The organism is Streptomyces sp. NPDC005811 (genome assembly GCF_040630405.1).
Classification (GTDB): Bacteria; Actinomycetota; Actinomycetes; order Streptomycetales; family Streptomycetaceae; genus Streptomyces.
Genome location: NZ_JBEXXK010000006.1, coordinates 44,053 through 64,255 on the forward strand (window position 1 = coordinate 44,053; position 20,203 = coordinate 64,255).

General features: G+C 72.4%; 14 protein-coding genes and 1 other RNA gene. 9 read left to right on the top strand and 6 right to left on the bottom strand.

From position 1 onward, the window contains the following. Nucleotides 1-85: 85 nt before the first annotated feature. The 5 genes from ABZ490_RS08190 to ABZ490_RS08210 form a co-directional block, all read right to left on the bottom strand. Complete coding sequence (locus ABZ490_RS08190; protein ID WP_358986091.1) at nt 86-2,350, bottom strand: bifunctional glycosyltransferase family 2 protein/CDP-glycerol:glycerophosphate glycerophosphotransferase; 2,265 nt, start codon at nt 2,348-2,350, stop codon at nt 86-88. A gap of 153 nt (nt 2,351-2,503) precedes the next feature. Then, nucleotides 2,504-3,355 carry a carbohydrate ABC transporter permease gene (locus ABZ490_RS08195; protein WP_358986094.1) on the bottom strand — a complete coding sequence of 284 codons (852 nt, stop codon included), beginning with the start codon at nt 3,353-3,355 and terminating at the stop codon, nt 2,504-2,506. Then, nucleotides 3,352-4,644: a sugar ABC transporter permease gene (locus tag ABZ490_RS08200; RefSeq protein ID WP_358986097.1), complete on the bottom strand. Its 1,293-nt coding sequence runs from the start codon at nt 4,642-4,644 to the stop codon at nt 3,352-3,354. Before ABZ490_RS08200 ends, ABZ490_RS08195 begins: the two co-directional genes overlap by 4 nt. Nucleotides 4,645-4,651: 7 nt before the next feature. After that, entirely contained in the window at nt 4,652-6,034 is a 1,383-nt protein-coding gene (locus tag ABZ490_RS08205) for an ABC transporter substrate-binding protein (RefSeq protein WP_358986100.1), read from the bottom strand. Between the two features lie 175 nt (nt 6,035-6,209). Next, nucleotides 6,210-9,728 carry an FHA domain-containing protein gene (locus ABZ490_RS08210; RefSeq protein WP_358986755.1) on the bottom strand — a complete coding sequence of 1,173 codons (3,519 nt, stop codon included), beginning with the start codon at nt 9,726-9,728 and terminating at the stop codon, nt 6,210-6,212. 387 nt (nt 9,729-10,115) lie between these two features. Here ABZ490_RS08210 and ABZ490_RS08215 point away from each other — a divergent pair, with 387 nt between their 5' ends. The 4 genes from ABZ490_RS08215 to ABZ490_RS08230 all read left to right on the top strand — a co-directional run bounded on the left by ABZ490_RS08215 (nt 10,116) and on the right by ABZ490_RS08230 (nt 15,553). After that, nucleotides 10,116-11,867 carry a serine/threonine-protein kinase gene (locus ABZ490_RS08215; protein ID WP_358986103.1) on the top strand — a complete coding sequence of 584 codons (1,752 nt, stop codon included), beginning with the start codon at nt 10,116-10,118 and terminating at the stop codon, nt 11,865-11,867. A gap of 104 nt (nt 11,868-11,971) precedes the next feature. Continuing rightward, nucleotides 11,972-13,219 carry a serine/threonine-protein kinase gene (locus ABZ490_RS08220; RefSeq protein ID WP_358986107.1) on the top strand — a complete coding sequence of 416 codons (1,248 nt, stop codon included), beginning with the start codon at nt 11,972-11,974 and terminating at the stop codon, nt 13,217-13,219. Nucleotides 13,220-13,292: 73 nt separating this feature from the next. Then, nucleotides 13,293-14,399, top strand: a complete 1,107-nt coding sequence (prfB, locus tag ABZ490_RS08225; RefSeq protein WP_358986110.1) for a peptide chain release factor 2 — start codon at nt 13,293-13,295, stop codon at nt 14,397-14,399. Between the two features lie 284 nt (nt 14,400-14,683). Beyond that, complete coding sequence (locus ABZ490_RS08230) at nt 14,684-15,553, top strand: hypothetical protein (protein WP_358986113.1); 870 nt, start codon at nt 14,684-14,686, stop codon at nt 15,551-15,553. Between the two features lie 98 nt (nt 15,554-15,651). Here the strand turns inward: ABZ490_RS08230 and ABZ490_RS08235 are convergent, their stop codons facing one another. After that, nucleotides 15,652-15,843, bottom strand: a complete 192-nt coding sequence (locus tag ABZ490_RS08235) for a hypothetical protein (protein ID WP_055639109.1) — start codon at nt 15,841-15,843, stop codon at nt 15,652-15,654. Between the two features lie 248 nt (nt 15,844-16,091). On the opposite strand from ABZ490_RS08235, the gene ftsE reads away from it, so the two are divergent. From ftsE to ssrA, 5 genes are all read left to right on the top strand, one after another. After that, the gene (ftsE, locus tag ABZ490_RS08240; protein WP_059203505.1) at nt 16,092-16,781 is read left to right on the top strand and encodes a cell division ATP-binding protein FtsE; all 690 of its coding nucleotides are present in this window, start codon (nt 16,092-16,094) and stop codon (nt 16,779-16,781) included. A 42-nt stretch (nt 16,782-16,823) separates the two neighbouring features. Beyond that, on the top strand, nt 16,824-17,741 hold the full coding sequence (ftsX, locus tag ABZ490_RS08245) for a permease-like cell division protein FtsX (protein ID WP_358986118.1): 918 nt from the start codon (nt 16,824-16,826) through the stop codon (nt 17,739-17,741). Nucleotides 17,742-17,808: 67 nt separating this feature from the next. Beyond that, nucleotides 17,809-18,975 (top strand): S41 family peptidase, encoded by a 1,167-nt coding sequence (locus tag ABZ490_RS08250; protein ID WP_358986121.1) that lies wholly within the window; start codon nt 17,809-17,811, stop codon nt 18,973-18,975. Between the two features lie 80 nt (nt 18,976-19,055). Then, complete coding sequence (gene smpB / locus ABZ490_RS08255) at nt 19,056-19,598, top strand: SsrA-binding protein SmpB (protein WP_358986760.1); 543 nt, start codon at nt 19,056-19,058, stop codon at nt 19,596-19,598. A gap of 118 nt (nt 19,599-19,716) precedes the next feature. Then, nucleotides 19,717-20,111: a transfer-messenger RNA gene (gene ssrA / locus ABZ490_RS08260) on the top strand. Nucleotides 20,112-20,203 lie beyond the last annotated feature (92 nt).

Genomic DNA, 20,203 nt, shown 5'->3' on the forward strand with positions numbered 1-20,203 from the left:
CTGTGGGCTCTGTGGGCTCTGGGCTCTGGGCTCTGCGGGCTCTGTCGGGCGTGCTGCGCCGGTGTGTTCGTCGGGTGAACGGCGGTCAGTGGCCGTCGGTGACGGGGTGCGCGCCGGAAGGCTGCGGTACGGCGGTGAGCGGGGGGTGGCCCGAGGCCGCCGCGGACGGCACGGGCCGGCGCTCGGCGAGCGGCACGACCGGCGGCAGCTGGGTCTCGCCCAGCACGATCCGCCGGACGACCCGCTCGGCGGCGCGCCCGTCGTCGTACGGGCAGAACCGCTCGCGGAACCCGGCCCGCAGCTGCGTCGAGCGGGAGCCGCGCCAGTGGCCGGTGCTGAAGATGTCGATCAGCTCGTCCTCGCTGCGGGCCACCGCGCCCGGCGGGACGGCCCGCAGATCGAAGTAGACGCCGCGCGCCGCCCGGTACGCCGCCCAGTCCTCGTCGGGCGCGTGCACGACGATCGGGCGGTCCAGGTTGGCGTAGTCGAACATGATCGACGAGTAGTCCGTGACCAGGGCGTCCGAGGCGAGGCAGAGCGACTCGACACTGGGGTGGTCGCCGACGTCGATGACCCCGGGCGTGCGCCGGGCGAGGAAGGCGCCCTGCCCGCGGTGCGCGCGGGCCAGCACCACGAAGCGCGGGCCCAGACGGCGCAGGACGCGCTCCAGGTCCAGGGCGGGGTGCTGGGTGCGCCGGTGGTCGCGGTGGGTGGGCGCGTACAGGATCGCGACCGTGTCGCGGGGGATGCCGAGGGAGTCGCGCAGCCGGGCCACGTCCGCCGCGGTCGCCCGCTGGAAGACGTCGTTGCGCGGATAGCCGTACTCCAGGGTCCGGTAGCGGCCGGGGTAGACGCGCTCCCAGGTCAGGGTGGTGTGGCGGTTGGCGGACAGTACGTAGTCCCATTTGTCGACGCCGCGCAGCAGCTCCTCGAAGTCCATGTCCCGGGCGGCCGCCGGGCGTTCCTGGAGGTCGAGGCCCATGTGCTTGAGGGGGGTGCCGTGCTGGGTCTGCACGAAGACCTGCCCGGGCCGTTTGACCAGCCGGCGGTCGAAGTTGACGTTGTTGACGAGGTACTTGGAGCGGGCCAGCGCCGTCCAGTAGGCGGCCGTGCCGGGCGTCAGGGGGCGCGGGCCCGGCGGGATCGCCCGCACATGCTCGGGGCGGGCGATCCACGCGGTGCGCACCTCGGGCGCGTGGGCGCGGAACGCGGCCTCCAGCGCGCCCGGGTTGCAGCCGTGCCCGCGCCCCCAGTACGCCCCGAACACCGCGCGGTCGGCGCACAGGGGCAGCCGCAGCTGGACGCGGTAGTGCGTCTGGAGCAGACCGGCCCGCAGCGCGCGGGCGAGCTTCACGGCGAGTTTCAGGGTGCGGCGGCGCAGGGTCATGGCCGCCTGGAGCCCCCGGTAGGTGCGGTGCAGGCCGAGGTGGACGAGGCTGTGCCGCAGCCGGGAGCGCAGCGGGATCCTGGTACCGGGGGTGAGGTAGCGGCGGTAGTGGGCGCGGGCCCGGCGCAGGAACTCGGCGCGCGCGGCGCGCGGCAGCCGGTCCCGCTTGGCGAAGATCGTCGTGAAGTGGTCGACCATGCGGCGGAACAGCACCGGCCGCCAGCGGGCCAGTTCGGGGTGCTCCTCGACGAACGCGAAGACCCGGTCGTACTGCTCGAAGACGTCGAAGTGCCGGCGGCTGGTGGTGGACAGGATGTTGCCGCGGCGGCGCTGGCGGTAGTGCACACAGACCCGGTCGAGCGTGGCGATCGACTCCGCCGCCATCAGCACCGGGTACGTCCACGGCGTGTCCTCGTAGTAGCCCGGCGGGAAGGCCAGGCCCGCGCGGTCGACGAACTCCCGCTTGCAGGCCTTGTTCCAGGCCACCATCAGCAGCCGGAACAGCTCCGGGCGGTCCTCCAGCCGGAACGGGGCCGGGCCCTGTTCGCCGAGCACGGAGGCGACCTTGTTGCGCTCCGCCTCGCCCGTCCAGTAGGTGCGCGCGTAGTCGTAGACCAGGACGTCCGGCTCGCCGGTCTCCTTCAGCCGGTCGGCGATCGCGCGCAGCGCGTCCGGGGTGAGGGTGTCGTCGGAGTCCAGGAACAGCAGATAGTCGCCGACCGCCACCCGCATCCCGGCGTTGCGGGCCCGGCCCAGACCCGCGTTCTCCGGCAGGTGCACCGCGCGCACCCGTGGATCGCGCGCCGCGAACTCGTCGATGATCTCTCCGCAGGCGTCCGGCGAGCAGTCGTCGACGGCGATCAGTTCGAGATCGGTCCACGACTGGGACAGCACCGATTCGAGGCACTCGTGCAGATACGCCTGAACCTTGTACGCGGGGACGATGACACTGAACCTGGGCAAGGGACATCCATGGGTCGGCGCGGGCAGGGCCTTGCCCGGGAACGGCCGATGGAGTGAATCGGTTACGGTTCGTACGGCATTCGGGGGATTCCGGGTGAACGAGCAGGGGCGGGACCGTGACGTCCCGCCCCCTCCCGCACGTTGTCCTCCGGGCTATTTGACGGCGCCCGCCATCACCCCGGACACGAACTGCCGCTGGAACGCGAAGAACACGGCCAGCGGGATCACCATCGAGAGGAACGCGCCGGGCGCCAGCACGTCGATGTTGTTGCCGAACTGCCGTACCTGGGTCTGGAGGGCGACCGTGATCGGCTGGCTGTCGGCGTCGGTGAACACCAGCGCCACCAGCATGTCGTTCCACACCCACAGGAACTGGAAGATGGCCAGGCTCGCGATCGCCGGGCCGCCCAGCGGCATCACGACCCGGAAGAACAGGCGCAGTTCGCCCGCCCCGTCCAGCCGGGCCGCCTCCAGCAGCTCGCGCGGGATCTCCGCGAAGAAGTTCCGCAGCAGGAACACCGCGAACGGCAGGCCGAAGCCGACATGGAACAGGATCACCCCGAAGACCGACCCGAACAGGCCGAGCTTGCCGAAGAGTTCGGCGATCGGGATCAGCGCCACCTGCACCGGCACCACCAGCAGCCCCACGACGGCCAGGAACCACCAGTCGCGGCCCGGGAACTCCATCCAGGCGAAGGCGTATCCGGCGAGCGAGCCGATGAAGACCACCAGCAGGGTCGCCGGGACGGTGATCAGCACCGTGTTGACGAGCGAGCCGGTGATGTCGCCGTTCTCCAGGAGCTTGTGGTAGCTGTCGAAGGTGAGCTGGGAGGGCTTCGAGAACACCGTCCACCAGCCGCTGGCGCTCAGGTCCGCCGGGGAGCGCAGCGAGGAGATCAGCAGACCGATCGTCGGCACCAGCCAGAACAGGCCGACGACGAGGAGGAAGCCCCGGACCAGACCGCCGTTGACCTTCTCGATCAGCCACCTGCCCGCGGTCGTCATCGCCGCACCTCCCGCCTGAGCCTGCGGACGTTGAACCACATCACCGGGATCACCAGCAGCAGCAGGAACACCGCGATCGCGCTGGCGATGCCGGGCTGGTTCTCCGAGAAGCCCTTGCGGTACAGCTCCAGCGCCAGCACGTTCGCGTCGTCCTGCGAGGAGCCCGGGGCGATGATGAACACCAGGTCGAACACCTTCAGCACGTTGATCATCAAAGTGACGGTGACGACCGCGAGGACCGGCGCCAGCAGCGGGACGGTGACCCGGCGGAACACCTGCCACTCGGTCGCGCCGTCGACCCGCGCCTGCTCCAGCAGTTCCCGCGGCACCCCGGCGAGCCCGGCCGCGATCAGCACCATCGCGAAACCGGCCCACATCCAGATGTACGACCCGATGATCGCCGGGGTGACCAGCGAGGGGCCCAGCCAGTCCACGCCGTTGTACGGCTCCGCGAAGTTGCCCGCGGGCAGCCTGAGCCGGGCCCCGTCCGCTGCGGCGGGGAGGGTGAACGTGCCGTCGTCGGCGGCCTGGGTGGAGGCGACCACCTTGCCGTCCTTCACCGCCTCGATCCTCATCCCGGCATAGCCCAGCTCGGTGGGGTCGGGGGCGCCGAGCGTGCCCACGCCCTTGCCGCGGGTGAAGTCCTGCCAGGTGGTGCCGGTGATCTTCGCGGGGTCGGCCTCGGCCGGTACGGCCTTCTTCGCGTCGTCGGGCATCCGGTCGGGCGCGACACCGACCAGGGGGAGGGCGACCGTCTCACCGGTGCGCACGGTCGCCCTGGTGACGTAACCGCCGCCCTCGGCCGCCAGGGGCGAGTCACGGCCGGGGTGGGCCTTGGGGAACGCGGACGCCTGGACGAACGTGTCGTGCACCCCCACCCACACCGCGTTCGCGACCCCCTTGTCCGGATCCTGGTCGTACACCAGCCGGAAGATGATCCCGGCGGCGAGCATCGAGATCGCCATCGGCATGAAGACGACCAGCTTGAACGCCGTGCCCCAGCGCACCCGCTCGGTCAGCACCGCGAAGATCAGTCCGAGGGCGGTCGCCACCGTCGGCGCGAACACCACCCAGATCACGTTGTTCTTCAGGGCCGTACGGATGCCGTCGTCCGTGAAGAGGGCCCGGTAGTTGTCGACGCCGACGAAACCGTCGCCCGACGGGTCGTAGAAGCTGCGCACGACCGAGTACCCGATGGGGTAGACCACGAGCGCGCCCAGCAGCACGAGGCAGGGCAGCAGGAACAGGGCCGCCACGGTCTTGCGCGTGCCGGTTACGGACTGCCTCATCGCCGGGTCAGTTCCCGTACGCCGCCGCCGCGTCCGACTCCAGTTTCTTCTGGGCGCCGGCCACGTCCGTCGGGTTCTTCAGGAAGTCCTGGAGATCCTTCCACTCGCCCTTGCCGGGTGTGCCGCCGAAGGCCTGCGGGGCCTGGTCGGACATGTCGAAGCGGAAGTCGTCGCCGGACGCGATCAGGGCCTTGGCGATCGTCTGCTGGACCTTGTTCGGGTACGAGGAGATCGCGACGTTCTTGTTCGGCGAGAGGTAGCCGCCCAGCTTCGCCTGGATCGTCGCGGCCTCCGGCGAGGCCAGGAAGGTCGCCAGCGCCTGCGCGCCCTCGGAGTCCTTGAAGACGACCGCCGCGTCACCGCCGGACACCACCGGCGCGGTGTCACCGGCCTTCGGGAACGGGAACACCTTCGCGTCCGTGCCCACCTTCGCCTTGGTGTCCGCGATGTTGACCTGCACGAAGTCGCCCTCGTAGACCATCGCCGCCTTCGGCTGGTCGCCGCCGGTGAACGTCTGCGTCACCGAGGCCGGGAACTCCGTCTGGAGCGCGCCGCTCGCACCGCCCGCGATCCAGTCCTTCTTGCCCCAGATCTGGGCCAGCGTGGTCAGCGCCTCCTTCACCGAGGGATCCGTCCACTTGATCTTGTGCTGGGCGAGCTGGTCGTACTTCTCCGGGCCCGCCTGGGAGAGGTACACGTTCTCGAACCAGTCGGTGAGCGTCCAGCCGTCGGCGCCGCCGATCGAGAACGGCGTGACACCGGAGTCGTACACCGTCTGCGCGGTGTCCAGCAGCTCGTCCCACGTCGCGGGCTCCTTCGCGCCCGCGTTCTCGAAGACCTGCGCGTTGTACCAGATCAGCGACTTGTTGGCGGCCTTGTAGTAGACGCCGTACTGCTTGCCGCCGACCTTGCCGATGTCCTGCCAGCCCTGCGCGTAGTTCTTCTGGAGCTCCTTCAGGGGGGCCGCGCCCAGCGGCTTCGCCCAGCCCTGGTCCACCGCCTGCTTGATCGCACCGGGCTGGGGGAGCATCGCCACGTCCGGCGGCGCACCGCCCGCGATCTTCGACCCCAGGAAGTTGATGATCGGGTCCTGCGCGGGCACGAAGGTCACCTTCGCGCCGGTGCGCTTCTCGAACTCCGCCAGGACCTTCTTGAAGTTCGCCTGCTCCGCGCCGGTCCACACGGCGGCCACCTCGAGCGTGGTCCCGTCCAGCTTCGGCAGGCTCAGGCCCCCGCCGGTGTCCTCGGTGCCGGTTCCGCTTCCGTTGCCGCTGCTCTTGTCGTCGTCCCCGCCGCACGCGGTCAGCGAGAGCGCGAGGGCTCCCGCCGCCAGCGCGGCGGCCGTCTTCACGGTCCTGCGTGTCCGGATGGTGTGGCTCGTCCTGCGCATCACGACCCCGTTCTTCGGTTCTCGTCGAACGTCGAGCGCTGTCCCGTGAGCACTGGTCTACGCCGGGTGACGGGGGTCGGCAAGAGCGCCCACCCTGTCCACCGGGAGATCGTGACCGCGTCGTGACTGCACGGTGCACGCTTGTGCGGGGGCGCTGAGCGGGGTGTGCTTCCCGTCAGACCCCCGACGGGCTGCGCGAGGCCCGCTCCAGCGCGCTCGCCAGGAGCGCCAGGTCGGTCGGGCCGTTGCCCAGCTCGCGGACCGGGCGGCGGGTAGGCGGGTCGCCCATGCGCTGCCACTCCAGGGGGACCACCGTGGGGCGCAGGGTCGCCGTGCGGGGGATACGGCCCGTGACGCGGCCGCCCTGGAAGGGGGTGAGACGGCCGTCCGCGCCCCTGAGCCGGCCCCGGCCGGGGGCGGGCTCGTCCGCGCCCGAACCCGGGGGCTCCAGATTGACCCGAACGCTGGAACGGCGGGCCGGTTCCGACTCGGCCGTGCGGGCGTCCGGAGCCGTCGCCGCCACCAGGTGCACGCCCAGCCGGTCGCCCTCGCGGGCCACCGCCTCCAGCGCCCGCATCACCGAGCCCGCGGCGGGGCGCCCGGGGGAGCCCAGGGCCGGCGAGACCAGCGCGTCGAGGTCGTCGACCACGACCACCAGACGGGGCAGCGGGGCGGGCGTCTCCGCCTGGCGCCGGGCGGCCGCCGAGGGGCGCAGCCGGATCGTGGCGCTGGGCGGGGTGTCGAGGTCGGCGGCCCCGGAGGACGAGGGCGCGGGCGCGGGGGCGGCCGGGGTGCGCTGCGGGACGATCCGGCCGGACACCTCGCGGTGCGTGTGCCACTCGGCGAAGTCGGAGAGCCCGAGCAGCTCGGCCCGCCGCTTCAGCTCGGCGCTCAGCGACTGCGCGAACTCCCGCATCCGCACCGGGTCGTTGGCGGTCAGATGACCGGTGACATGCGGGACGTCCGTACAGACGCGCAGCCCGTCGCCCTGGCCGGCGGTGCCCTGGCCCGTGGTGTCGCCGCCGTCCAGCAGCAGCACGCTCAGCCGGTCCGGGCGCTCGGCCGCGGCCAGCGAGGCCACGACCGCCCGCAGCAGTTCCGTACGGCCGCTGCCGGACGGGCCCTCGATCAGCAGATGCGGGCCCTCGGCCGCGAGGTCCACCGCGACCGGACCGCGCGGGCCCGCGCCCAGCACGGCCCAGGCCCGGCCGCCGAGCGCCTCGGTGTCGTCGGCCGCGTCGGCCCAGCGGGCCATCAGGGAGGCCGGGGTGGCCCGGGCCAGGCCCAGTTCGTCGAGGAGCCGGGCGGACGGCGGCAGGGGGGCCGACACGCGGGCGTGCCGTTCGCCGCCGCCGTCGGGGCGCAGCGGGGCCAGGGCGCGCGCGAACCGCTCGGCCCAGGCGGGGGAGACCGCGTCCACGGCGGCCAGCGTGCCCTGACCCACCGGGCCGGACCGGCCGTCGCCCTCCGGCGCCACCCGGAACAGCCGCAGCGCCGTCGCCACGTCCCCGCTCAGCAGCGCCACCGCCCCGCACGCGCGGAACGCCGGTGCCGCCGCGCAGGCCGTCTCGTACGCCTGCGTCACCGGGGCGGCCGGCGACACGGCGGGCGTCTCGGCCAGGCACAGCACATGGATGCCGGCCCGGGGGCCCGCCACCGCGAGCCGCGTGACCGCCTCGCGCAGATCGGCGCCGCCCGGGTCGCCGTCCACGACGACCACCGTGTAGGGGCCGGGGAAGCCCGCCCCGTCCTCGGCCCGCGCCCAGGACGGGCGGTGCGCGGTGGCCGGTGCCGGGGCGCCGCCGTCCGGCTGCCGGTCCGCCAGCCGGCGCAGCAGCTCGTCGGTGCGGGCCGCCGCCTGGTCGTGGTCGTAGGCGAGCAGCAGACGGCAGTCCTGGCCGTGGCCGGGACGCAGATGGGGCAGCCAGCCGAGCCAGGCCCACTCCGCGGTGCGCTCCTGCTCGCCGCGCGCCCGGTCCGTGCTGATCAGGACGATCTCCAGGGCGTCCGGCGAGTGCAGCGCGGCCAGTTGCGCCAGCACCGCGCGGGCCAGCCCCGCGAGCCGCGGGCGCGGCCCGGCCAGGCCCAGCGCGCCCGCCTCGCGCAGCCCCGCCGTCACCGGGACGGCGGGCAGCAGGCCCGAGCCGTCGGGCGCCGGCCGGTCCGCCGTGCCGAGCCGGACCGTCAGCGCCTCCGGGTGACCGGGGGCGCGCTCCCACAGCCGGGGGCCCGGGGCCAGGGCCGTCAGCAGCAGCGCCGCCGGGTCCGGCCAGGTCTCCGGAGCGGGCGCGGCGACGGCCGCCGAGGGGGCCGCGGCGCCCGGTGCGTCGTCGTGGGCGTCCGGGTCGGGGGCGTCCTGCGCGCTGCCGCGGCCGCCGGCCAGCTTCCGCGCCCAGGCGGAGAGACCGCCGCGTTTGCGCAGACCGGGCGGGACGTCGGTGCCGCGCAGGGGGGTGCCCTTGCGGCGGGAGGCGGAGGGTGTGTCGTCGTCGGGGTCGGGGGAGGCGCCGTGCGGGCCTCGGGCGCCGTCCTGCGGGCCGGAGTCGTGGGGCCCGCCGTCGTGGGGCGTGCCGTGCTGGGACGCGCCGTGGTCGGGCTCGTCGTGGTGCGGCCGGGTGAAGGAGCCCACGCCCGCGTGGCCGGCGTGGGTGTCGTGGGACGCGCCGGGCGAGGGCGCGCGGCGAGCCGTGCCGGGGGCCGGGTGGCTCTCGATGCGCGGGGCGCCGCCCTGGCCCGGCACCGAGGGGGTCTCGCGGGAGGGGTGGGGGTGCTCGGGGCGGGGAGCCGCGGAACCGGTCCAGTCGACCGTGCCGTAGGCGTGGCCGGTCGGGCCGTGGGGCGGTGCGGGGGTGCCCGCCGGGTGCGGGCCGTCGGTCCGCGCGCCCGGCACGCGTGCGTGGGCGGTGCCCGCGAGGCCGCCGGAGCGTGGGTCGGGCGTCTCGCGCGCGGGAGACGCGCCGGTCGCAGCCGCCTCGCCCGGGTTTCCCCCGGCGGCGGCCGTCGAGGGCGGGGCGCCCTGTGCCGTACCGGCGCCGCAGGGCACGCGGACGTGCCCCTCGCCGTCCGGGGTGGTGGGCACACGGGCCCCCGGGCCGCCGGGCGGAGCGAGCCGCAGCGCGGACTCGCCGACCCGGAGCAGCGCGCCCGGGGCCAGCCGGACGGGGCGGGACTGGATCCGGCTGCCGTCCAGGGTGGTGCCGTTGGTGGAGCCGAGGTCGGTGACCGTGGCGCGCCCGTCGGGGGTCAGGGTCACCGCGCAGTGCAGCCGGGAGACGTCCGGGTCGTCCAGCGGGACGTCGGCCTCCGCCGAGCGGCCCACCCGGACCTGGCCGCCGTGCAGCAGGTGCACCCCGCCGGCGTCCGGGCCCGCGACCACGTGCAGCCGGGCCGGGGCGTCGTCCACCTCGGGATGCGGCTCGGGGTCGGCCGGGGCGCCCACGGCGAGGACCGCGCCGTCCGTCAGGGGAGGTTCGCCGAGGGTGCAGCGCCGGCTGTCGAGCCGCTCCGCGCCCGCGTACAGGACGACGGGCGCGCCGCTCGCGCTCTCCCCCGAGACCGCGGCGGACAGGGCGGACGCGACCTCGGCCAGCGCCGTGCCGGCGGGCGCCGTGACCAGTACGTCGCAGCTCGCGGCGCGACCCCGCCCCTCCGCGGACGCGCCCAACGGGTCTACGACGGTCAGCCGGATCTGCATCGCCGTCAGCGGTCCCTTCTGCCCGGGCGCGGACAACCCCCCACCCCGCACGAGCACATCGGCCAGTACTCCAGGCATCCTCGCACCTGTCACCGACAATCCGCCCACCGCCCGCATGCAAGTGATCTTGATTGGTCGGCTCTGCCCGCAAAAGTGCCTGACCATTCGATCGCGGGCGATCGGACGACGATCAGTTGAGATCGGTCACGCCGGGGTGCGGCAACCGGGGGACCGGGGTGCGCGTCTTCCCTTCGAACGGGCAGGGAAGAAAGCACGTAACCGTACGTAAGGCCCATAGGAAGAGGACAGCCCGGTCCGGAGACCCCGGCACTACAGTGGGTCGGAACACAGGCAGAACAGGCAAGCAAGCAGCAGGGAGCGCGTGACGTGCGGCCAGTCGGCAGCAAGTACCTGCTCGAGGAGCCGCTCGGACGCGGCGCCACGGGCACCGTCTGGCGAGCCCGCCAGCGCGAGACCGCGGGCGCCGAGGCGGCCGTGCCCGGTCAGCCCGGAGAGACCGTCGCGATCAAGGTCCTCAAGGAGGAGCTCGCGAGCGACCCCGATGTCGTGATGCGGTTCCTGCGCGAGCGGTCGGTGCTGCTGCGCCTGACCCACCCGAACATCGTGCGGGTCCGCGACCTGGTCGTCGAGGGCGATCTGCTGGCGCTGGTCATGGACCTCGTCGACGGCCCCGACCTGCACCGCTACCTGCGCGAGAACGGACCGCTGACGCCCGTCGCCGCCGCGCTGCTCACCGCCCAGGTCGCCGACGCGCTCGCCGCGAGCCACGCCGACGGCGTGGTCCACCGCGACCTGAAGCCGGCCAACGTCCTGCTGATGCAGGAGGGCGGCCAGATGCACCCGATGCTCACCGACTTCGGCATCGCCCGCCTCGCCGACTCCCCGGGCCTGACCCGCACCAGCGAGTTCGTCGGCACGCCCGCGTACGTTGCGCCCGAGTCGGCCGAAGGCCGTCCGCAGACCTCGGCGGTCGACATCTACGGCGCCGGCATCCTGCTGTACGAACTGGTCACCGGCCGTCCGCCGTTCGCCGGCGGCTCCGCGCTCGAAGTGCTCCACCAGCACCTCAGCGCCGAACCGCGCCGCCCCTCCACCGTCCCCGACCCGCTGTGGACGGTCATCGAGCGCTGTCTGAGCAAGACCCCCGAGGGCCGGCCGAGCGCCCAGAACCTGGCGCGCGGACTGCGGATCGTCGCCGAGGGCATCGGGGTGCACGCCAACGCGATGCAGATCGCCGCCGCCGACGGCGTCGTCCATCTCCTCACCCCGGACCCGGCGCCCGCACAGGTGCCGGGCGCGGACGCCGGAGCGGGCCTGCCCCAGGGGGCGTACGACCCGAACGCCGCGACCAGCGTGCTCCCGCACACCGGTGCCGCCGCGGGGCCCGCCGGCGCAGCCGACCCCACCGCCGTCCTGCCGCACACGGGCGGCCCGGGAGGCGGCGCCGACCCGACGGCCGTCCTGCCGCCGGTGCCCCCGCACCAGCCGGGGCAGCCGCAGCCCGAGCAGCCGCACCCCTGGCAGACCCAGCTCCGGGCGGCCCGCGACCGCAACGAACAGACGCAGGTCCAGCAGTACCTCGACCCCGGCGAGGACCCGCTGCGCCGCCGCCCCCAGCGGCAGGTGTCCCGGCAGCAGCCGCCGCAGCAGCCGCCGCAGCGCCCGCAGCAGCGGCCCCAGCAGGGCGGCTACCCGCCCCAGCAGGGCGGCGGGTACGGCTATCAGCAGCAGCCCCAGCAGCAGTACGCGCCGCCGCAGCAGCCCCAGCAGCAGCGGTACGCCCCGGCACCGGCTCCGCAGCCCCAGCCGCAGCGGCAGGCCCCGCGGCCCGCGCCCGCGCCCGAGCCGCGGCAGCCCCGGGAGCCCCGCGAGCCGAGGCAGCGCAGCGCCAACCCGATGAAGATCCCCGGGCTCGGCTGTCTGAAGGGCTGCCTGTTCACCCTCGTCATCTTCTTCGTGGCCGGCTGGCTCATCTGGGAGTTCAGCCCGCTCCAGGGATGGATCGGCACGGGCCGCACCTGGTGGGGCGAGCTGACCCATCTGTTCGGCCAGTTCACGAGCTTCGTCGGTGACCTCGCCGATGTCGGCGGCGACTCCGGCGGCCCGGGCAAGCCCTGACCTGTTGACTTGTCGACATCTGGCGGGTGATTTCCGTCTCCGCGGTGAAGGTTGGCTCGTAGGACGCGTACTTTGTTCGGCAACACGCGTCTGTAGGAGCAGTCTTGGCACGGAAGATCGGCAGCCGGTACACCGCCCACCAGATCCTGGGACGGGGCAGCGCCGGCACGGTGTGGCTGGGCGAGGGCCCCGAGGGGCCCGTCGCCATCAAGCTGCTGCGCGAGGACCTCGCCTCCGACGAGGAGCTCGTGGGCCGCTTCGTGCAGGAGCGCACGGCGCTGCTCGGGCTCGAACACCCGAACGTGGTCTCCGTACGGGACCTGGTGGTCGACGGCAACGACCTGGCGCTCGTCATGGACCTGGTCCGGGGCACCGATCTGCGCACCCGGCTCGACCGGGACCGCAGGCTCGCGCCCGAGGCCGCGGTGGCGATCGTCGCCGACGTCGCGGAGGGACTGGCCGCGGCGCACGCCGCCGGGGTGGTGCACCGGGACGTCAAGCCGGAGAACGTCCTGCTCGACATGCAGGGCCCGCTGGGCCCCGGCGGCTCGCACCGCGCGCTGCTGACCGACTTCGGGGTCGCGAAACTGATCGACACCCCGAAGCGGACCCGGGCCACGAAGATCATCGGCACGCCGGACTACCTCGCCCCGGAGATCGTCGAGGGCCTGCCGCCCCGCGCCTCCGTGGACATCTACGCGCTCGCGACCGTGCTCTACGAGCTCCTCGCCGGGTTCACGCCGTTCGGCGGGGGACATCCGGGGGCCGTGCTGCGGCGCCACGTCACGGAGACGGTCGCCCCGCTCCCCGGCATCCCCGACGAGCTGTGGCAGCTGATCGTGCAGTGCCTGGCGAAGGGTCCGGCCTCGCGGCTGCGGGCCTCCGAGCTGGCGGCGCGGCTGCGGGAGCAGCTGCCCATGCTGGCCGGGATGCCGCCGCTCGACGTGGACGAGCCGGACACCGAGCCGGCGGCCGAGGGCGGCGAGCCCGCGGACCCGGCCGCGCCCGCCCCGGCGGCACCCTCCGGGAGGGTACGGCGGGGCTCGGTGCCGCTGGTGCCGGGCGCCAAGCCGGACTCCAACCGGGACACCCACACCTCGATGCGGGTGCCGGCGCCCGACGAGCTGGCGGGCGGGGCGCACGGGACGGCACGGGTGCCGCGCGCCGCGGGGGCACCCCGCCCCGGCTCCGCGCGGAACCGGGCGGTCACCCGGCGCCGCCGGATCACCCTGGGCGCGGCGGCGGTCGCGCTCGTCGCGGCGGTGGGCGTCGGCACCTGGGCGGCGACCTCGGGCGACGACGCGGGCGCGTCCCCCCGGGACAGCGGTACCTCGGCCCCGTCCACCCCGTAGCCACGCGCAGCCCCTCCGGGGGCCGCGACCGGCGCCGGAGGGGAGCGGATGACGGGTCCGTTACGCTGGAGGCGTGGCAGTCGTCGATGTATCCGAAGAGCTCAAGTCCCTCTCCTCGACCATGGAGTCGATCGAGGCCGTTCTGGACCTCGACAAGCTGAGGGCAGACATCGCCGTGCTCGAGGAGCAGGCGGCCGCGCCGTCCCTGTGGGACAACCCGGACGAGGCGCAGAAGATCACCAGCAAGCTTTCCCACCTCCAGGCCGAGGTCAGGAAGGCGGAAGCGCTGCGCGGCCGGATCGACGATCTCGCCGTGCTCTTCGAGATGGCCGAGGAGGAGGACGACCCGGACACCCGTGCCGAGGCCGAGTCCGAGCTCGCCGCCGTCCGCAAGGCGCTCGACGAGATGGAGGTGCGGACGCTGCTCAGCGGGGAGTACGACTCCCGCGAGGCGCTGGTGAACATCCGCGCCGAGGCCGGTGGCGTGGACGCCGCCGACTTCGCCGAGAAGCTCCAGCGCATGTACCTGCGCTGGGCGGAGCAGCACGGCTACAAGACCGAGATCTACGAGACCTCGTACGCGGAAGAGGCCGGCATCAAGTCGACCACCTTCGCCGTGCAGGTGCCGTACGCCTACGGGACCCTCTCGGTGGAGCAGGGCACGCACCGGCTGGTGCGCATCTCGCCCTACGACAACCAGGGGCGCCGCCAGACCTCCTTCGCGGGCGTCGAGGTGCTCCCCGTGGTCGAGCAGACCGACCACATCGAGATCGACGAGTCCGAGCTGCGGGTGGACGTCTACCGCTCCTCGGGGCCCGGCGGCCAGGGCGTGAACACCACCGACTCCGCGGTGCGCCTGACCCACCTGCCCACCGGCATCGTCGTCTCCTGCCAGAACGAGCGCTCGCAGATCCAGAACAAGGCGACCGCGATGAACGTCCTCCAGGCCAAGCTCCTCGAGCGGCGCCGGCAGGAGGAGCAGGCCAGGATGGACGCCCTGAAGGGCGACGGCGGCAACTCGTGGGGCAACCAGATGCGGTCCTACGTCCTGCACCCGTACCAGATGGTCAAGGACCTCCGCACCGAGTTCGAGGTCGGCAACCCCGAGGCCGTCTTCAACGGTGAGCTGGACGGGTTCCTCGAAGCAGGAATTCGCTGGCGCAAGCAGCAGGAGAAGTAGTTTTGTCGACAAGGCAACCGCCCCTGCTTCAGGGGTGGTTGCCTTTCGTCTTGCCTTTTACGTCACATTCACAGCTTCAACCTCGGTCAAAGACTCCCGACTTGGACATTGCGCCCGCAACGACCTTGACGTTGGTATGAAAAATCGGGAGGGTGCAGTGTGGCATGCGTATCTTCGGGGCGCATGTGAACCGGGGGGTTTCAGCCAGTAGTTCAGCTACCCCCGTCGATCACCGCCCCGAGCGCGCCCTCATCGACGATTCAGCTACTGGGGGTAGCAGCTATATGACAAAGAAGACGCGGATCCGGGTCGCGCGGCTCGCAGCCGGCGCCGTGATCGCCGCGGGCGCCTCCCTGACCGTGGCGGGCGTCGCCTCGGCCGTGGACGGCAACGAGAGCAACCTGGTCTCCACGGCCGCCGAGGGTGTCACCACCACGGGCGACGACCCGTGCGACATCATCGTCGACCCCAGCTGTGAGGACGGCGGCACGTCCAGCGACGGCGGCTCGGACTCCTCCTCGTCGTCCTCGGGCGACCAGAGCAACGGTGGGTCGGACTCCTCCTCGTCCTCGTCGTCCTCGGGCGACCAGTCCAACGGCGGGTCGGACTCCTCCTCCTCCTCTTCGTCGTCCTCGGGTGACCAGAGCAACGGTGGGTCGGACTCCTCCTCGTCGTCCTCGGGCGACCAGTCCAACGGCGGGTCGGACTCCTCCTCCTCCTCCTCTTCGTCGTCCTCGGGCGACCAGAGCAACGGCGGGTCGGACTCCTCCTCGTCCTCGTCCTCCACGGGCGACCAGTCCAACGGCGGGTCGAGCAGCAGCACCGGAGGTTCCTCCGACGGTGGCAGCTCCACCTCCGGTGGGTCCTCCAGCACCGGTGGGTCCTCCACCGACGGTGGAAGCTCCTCCTCCTCCACCAGCGGGGGCACCGACACCGACGGCACCTCCACCCAGGAGGAGGGCACCTCCGCCCTGACCGACACCTCGGACAGCGCCTCCGACACCACCGCCCAGGGCGGCGGCGGGGAACTCGCCGAGACCGGTGCCGGCGAGACCACCTTCCTGATCCTCGGTGCCGCCACCATGATCGCGGGCGGTGTCGCCTTCCGCGTTCTGCCGCGCCTCGTGGCGGGCCGTGGCGGGGCCGCTGCCTGACGGTAGCCGTACCTGCGCGTGACGTGAGGTGACGTACGCGAGAAGGGCCCGGAGCCGATCGGCTCCGGGCCCTTCTCGTTGCGTCGTAGGACGGGCCGCTACGCGGTCTGGTGGGCCAGCAGCGCCACCGCCGCCACCAGGACCGCCAGCAGCGCGATCAGCGCCATGGGGTTCAGCCCCGCGAAGAAGTTCTCCTGCTGCAGCCGCTCGCGGTTCGCACGGCACACGGGGCACCGGCCCTCGCTCACGGGCGCCGCGCAGTTAGCGCACACCAGCCGGTCGTACGTCATGCGCCTCGCCCTCCTTGCACCGGTTCCACGTATCTCAACGCTCACGCCACCGAGAACGTTCCCCCTCCACTGTGCCAGGTTCCCGCCGGGCCCGCGCGGCCCTGCCGGAGAGGGGCCCCGACGAACTCCGGGACAAAGTCCCGTACAAAAACGCACAAGCCTGCCGCAACCCCTCCCGGCGACTGCGCCCGCGCGCCCTATTCGCGTATGGTCACGCTCATCTACCCCCGGCGACCCGTGGTGCACCCGTGATCCGATTCGACAACGTCTCCAAGGTCTACCCCAAGCAGACCCACCCCGCACTCAGGGATGTCTCCCTGGAAGTGGAGAAGGGCGAGTTCGTCTTCCTCGTGGGGTCCTCCGGCTCCGGAAAGTCCACCTTCCTGCGGCTGATCCTCCGCGAGGAGCGATGCAGCCACGGCCAGGTGCACGTCCTCGGCAAGGACCTCGCACGGCTCTCCAACTGGAAGGTGCCGCAGATGCGCCGCCAGCTGGGGACCGTCTTCCAGGACTTCCGGCTGCTCCCCAACAAGACGGTGGCGGAGAACGTCGCCTTCGCGCAGGAGGTCATCGGCAAGTCCAAGGGCGAGATCCGCAAGTCCGTGCCGCAGGTGCTCGACCTGGTCGGGCTCGGCGGCAAGGAGGACCGCAGGCCCGGTGAGCTGTCCGGCGGTGAGCAGCAGCGCGTCGCGATCGCGCGGGCCTTCGTGAACCGGCCCAAGCTGCTGATCGCCGACGAGCCGACCGGCAACCTCGACCCGCAGACCTCCGTCGGCATCATGAAGCTGCTCGACCGGATCAACCGGACCGGCACGACCGTCGTGATGGCCACGCACGACCAGAACATCGTGGACCAGATGCGCAAGCGCGTCATCGAGCTGGAGAAGGGCCGCCTCGTCCGTGACCAGGCGCGCGGCGTCTACGGCTACCAGCACTGACCGCCCCCGCAGACGTTCCCGGAAAGGCCTCAAGTACACGCCATGCGTGCCCAGTTCGTACTCTCCGAGATCGGCGTCGGTCTCCGTCGCAATCTGACGATGACCTTCGCCGTCATCGTGTCCGTGGCCCTGTCGCTCGCGCTGTTCGGCGGGTCGCTGCTGATGAGCGACCAGGTCAGCACCATGAAGGGCTACTGGTACGACAAGGTCAACGTCTCGATCTTCCTCTGCAACAAGAGTGACGCCGAGTCCGACCCCAACTGCGCCAAGGGCGCGGTGACCGACGACCAGAAGAAGCAGATCAAGACCGACCTCGGCAAGATGTCGGTGGTGGAGAACGTGACGTACGAGTCGCAGGACGACGCGTACAAGCACTACAAGGAGCAGTTCGGCGACTCCCCGCTGGCCGCCTCCCTCACCCCGGACCAGATGCAGGAGTCGTACCGGATCAAGCTGAAGGACCCGGAGAAGTACCAGGTCATCGCGACCGCCTTCGACGGCCGGGACGGCGTGCAGTCGGTGCAGGACCAGAAGGGCATCCTGGACAACCTCTTCGGGCTCCTCAACGGCATGAACTGGGCCGCGCGCGCGGTGATGGCGCTGATGCTGGTGGTCGCGCTGATGCTGATCGTCAACACGGTGCGGGTCTCGGCGTTCAGCCGCCGGCGGGAGACCGGGATCATGCGCCTGGTCGGCGCCTCCGGCTTCTACATCCAGGCCCCGTTCATCGCCGAGGCCGCGGTCGCCGGACTGATCGGCGGCACGGTCGCCTGCGGCTTCCTGGTGATCGCCCGGTACTTCATCATCGACCACGGCCTCGCCCTGTCCGAGAAGCTGAACCTGATCAACTTCATCGGCTGGGACGCGGTCCTGACGAAGCTTCCGCTGATCCTCGCCACCAGCCTGCTGATGCCGGCGTTGGCGGCGTTCTTCGCGTTGCGCAAGTACCTGAAGGTGTGACGCACGCCCCGCGAGCCGTACGGTCAAGCGACCGTACGGCTCTTCGCGTTCCCCTAGACTCACCGCCATGTCAGGCCGCGACCTGTTCTGTCAGCCCCGCCGTTTCGGCCGCGGGGCCGCCCTGACATTGGTGTTCGCGAGCGTGCTCGTCGCCGGTGCCGCGACCGGGTCGCTGCCGGGCGACGGGGGCCGGACCGCCCCGGACGGGACGCGTGAGGCGCCCGCCGGGCACACGCGGGACGTGACCCGCGCGGCCGAGGAGGCCGCCGCGGTCGGCAAGTCCCCCATGGAGGCGGCGGAGCGCGCGGTCAGCCGCAGCGGGGACCGCTGGGCCGCCGTCTACTCCGCGGGCGAGTACGAGGAGTTCGAGGAGTCCCTCGACGGCCGCTACACCGGCGTCGGCCTGTGGGCGCGGCGCGACGCGCAGGGGCGGATCGAGGTCACCGGGGTACGGCCCGGGTCGCCCGCGGCCGGCGCCGGGATCCGCGCCGGGGACCGGCTGCGCAGCGTCGACGGCCACGGGGTCGACGGCCGCCCGGTCACCGAGGTGGTCTCCTTACTGCGCGGTGACGCCACGGACGCGGCCGCCGGCACGACCGTCACCCTGGGCCTTCAGCGCGGTACGCGCGCGTGGCGCGAGACACTGCGCCGGGCCCTGCTGTCCACGGACTCCGTCACCGTCCGCCGTGTCTCCGGCGGCGCCGTCGTCATCAAGATCTCCGCGTTCACCAAGGGCGTCGGTGACGCCGTACGCTCCGCCGTCCGGGCGGCCCCGGCCGGCGCCGGCATCGTCCTGGACCTGCGCGGCAACTCCGGCGGACTGGTCGCCGAGGCCACCGCCACCGCCTCCGTCTTCCTCGACGGCGGCCTCGTCGCCACCTACGACGTGGACGGCGACCAGCGCGCCCTGCACGCCGACCTCGGCGGTGACACCGACCGCCCCCTCGTCGCCCTCGTCGACGGCGGCACCATGAGCGCGGCCGAACTGCTCACCGGCGCCCTCCAGGACCGCGGCCGCGCGGTCGTCGTGGGCTCGCGCACCTTCGGCAAGGGCTCGGTGCAGATGCCGAGCGAGCTGCCCGACGGCTCGGTCGCCGAGCTGACCGTGGGCCACTACCGCACCCCGTCCGGCCGCGCGGTCGACGGCACCGGCATCACCCCCGACCTGGACGCCACCGACGGGGCCCTGGAACGGGCCGAGACGGTGCTCGGCGGCCTCGGCGACCCTTCCTGAACGTGTCCGCGGCCCGCGCGTAATCGGCTTTCCCTCCGGCCCCCTCCAGGTGCGAAAATGGCGGGACTATGAGCAAGGGAATGTACGTACCGAAGGAGTCCCAGCCCAAGCAGGGCGGGGCGGCCGCCAAGGCCAAGGACGGCGAGAGGGGCGGCAAGCGCAAGATCGTCGCCCAGAACAAGAAGGCCCGCCACGACTACGCGATCATCGACACCTACGAGGCCGGGATCGTCCTCACCGGCACCGAGGTGAAGTCGCTGCGCCAGGGGCGGACCTCGCTGGCCGACGGCTTCGTCCAGATCGACGGCGGTGAGGCGTGGCTGTACAACGCCCACATCCCCGAGTACAGCCAGGGCAGCTGGACCAACCACTCCGCGCGCCGCAAGCGCAAGCTGCTGCTGCACCGCGAGGAGATCGACAAGCTGGCCGTGACGTCCGAGGAGACGGGGCACACCATCGTGCCGCTCGCCCTGTACTTCAAGGACGGCCGGGCGAAGGCGGAGATCGCGCTGGCGCGCGGCAAGAAGGAGTACGACAAGCGGCAGACCCTGCGCGAGCAGCAGGACCGCCGGGAGACGGACCGGGCGATCGCGGCGGCGAAGCGGCGGCAGCGGGGCGTCTAGCCCCCCGGAATACAGTGGCATCCGCGTGCGTTGGTCACGTACGATGGCATCGCACCCCACAGAGGGTGCGGCTCCCTCTCCGGAGGGCCCTCTCCGGAGGGGTTTGAAAAAACAACATGGGGATGATCGGTTTCGACAGCGGCTGTCGAAGCAGGTGAAGCGTGTCGAGAAAGCGGCCATGATCTCGTAAACCACAGGCCGAAAAAAATAATCGCCAATTCCAAGAGCGATTCTCCCGAGCTCTACGCTCTCGCTGCCTGATCAGGTAGTGATCGTTTAGCTCCTTCATGGGAGTGTCAGCCCGGGCTCGTTCCCGACCCGGTTCCTGGCATCAGCTAGGGGACTAAACCTTGATCCCGGTCACGGGGTGAAGAGGGAAATCAAACAGTGACTGGGCCCGTCGGCGACTTGTTCGCGTGATCGCCGGGGCCGAGAAAAGCGCAGCGAACTGCACACGGAGAAGCCCTGGTTCCGCACCGTTGGACGCGGGTTCGATTCCCGCCATCTCCACTCATCCCATGTGGACGAAGGCCCTGTCGCATCGCGGCGGGGCCTTCGTGCTGCCCGGGCCCACGGGGCCAGCCCGGGAGCACAGGCCGACGACG

Coding starts and splice junctions, on each gene's coding strand:
- ABZ490_RS08205 (WP_358986100.1), bottom strand. CDS start 6,034: ATGCGCAGGACGAGCCACACCATCCGGACACGCAGGACCGTGAAGACG.
- ABZ490_RS08235 (WP_055639109.1), bottom strand. CDS start 15,843: ATGACGTACGACCGGCTGGTGTGCGCTAACTGCGCGGCGCCCGTGAGC.
- ABZ490_RS08200 (WP_358986097.1), bottom strand. CDS start 4,644: ATGAGGCAGTCCGTAACCGGCACGCGCAAGACCGTGGCGGCCCTGTTC.
- ABZ490_RS08250 (WP_358986121.1), top strand. CDS start 17,809: ATGTCAGGCCGCGACCTGTTCTGTCAGCCCCGCCGTTTCGGCCGCGGG.
- ABZ490_RS08230 (WP_358986113.1), top strand. CDS start 14,684: ATGACAAAGAAGACGCGGATCCGGGTCGCGCGGCTCGCAGCCGGCGCC.
- ABZ490_RS08210 (WP_358986755.1), bottom strand. CDS start 9,728: ATGCAGATCCGGCTGACCGTCGTAGACCCGTTGGGCGCGTCCGCGGAG.
- ftsX (WP_358986118.1), top strand. CDS start 16,824: ATGCGTGCCCAGTTCGTACTCTCCGAGATCGGCGTCGGTCTCCGTCGC.
- smpB (WP_358986760.1), top strand. CDS start 19,056: ATGTACGTACCGAAGGAGTCCCAGCCCAAGCAGGGCGGGGCGGCCGCC.
- ABZ490_RS08195 (WP_358986094.1), bottom strand. CDS start 3,355: ATGACGACCGCGGGCAGGTGGCTGATCGAGAAGGTCAACGGCGGTCTG.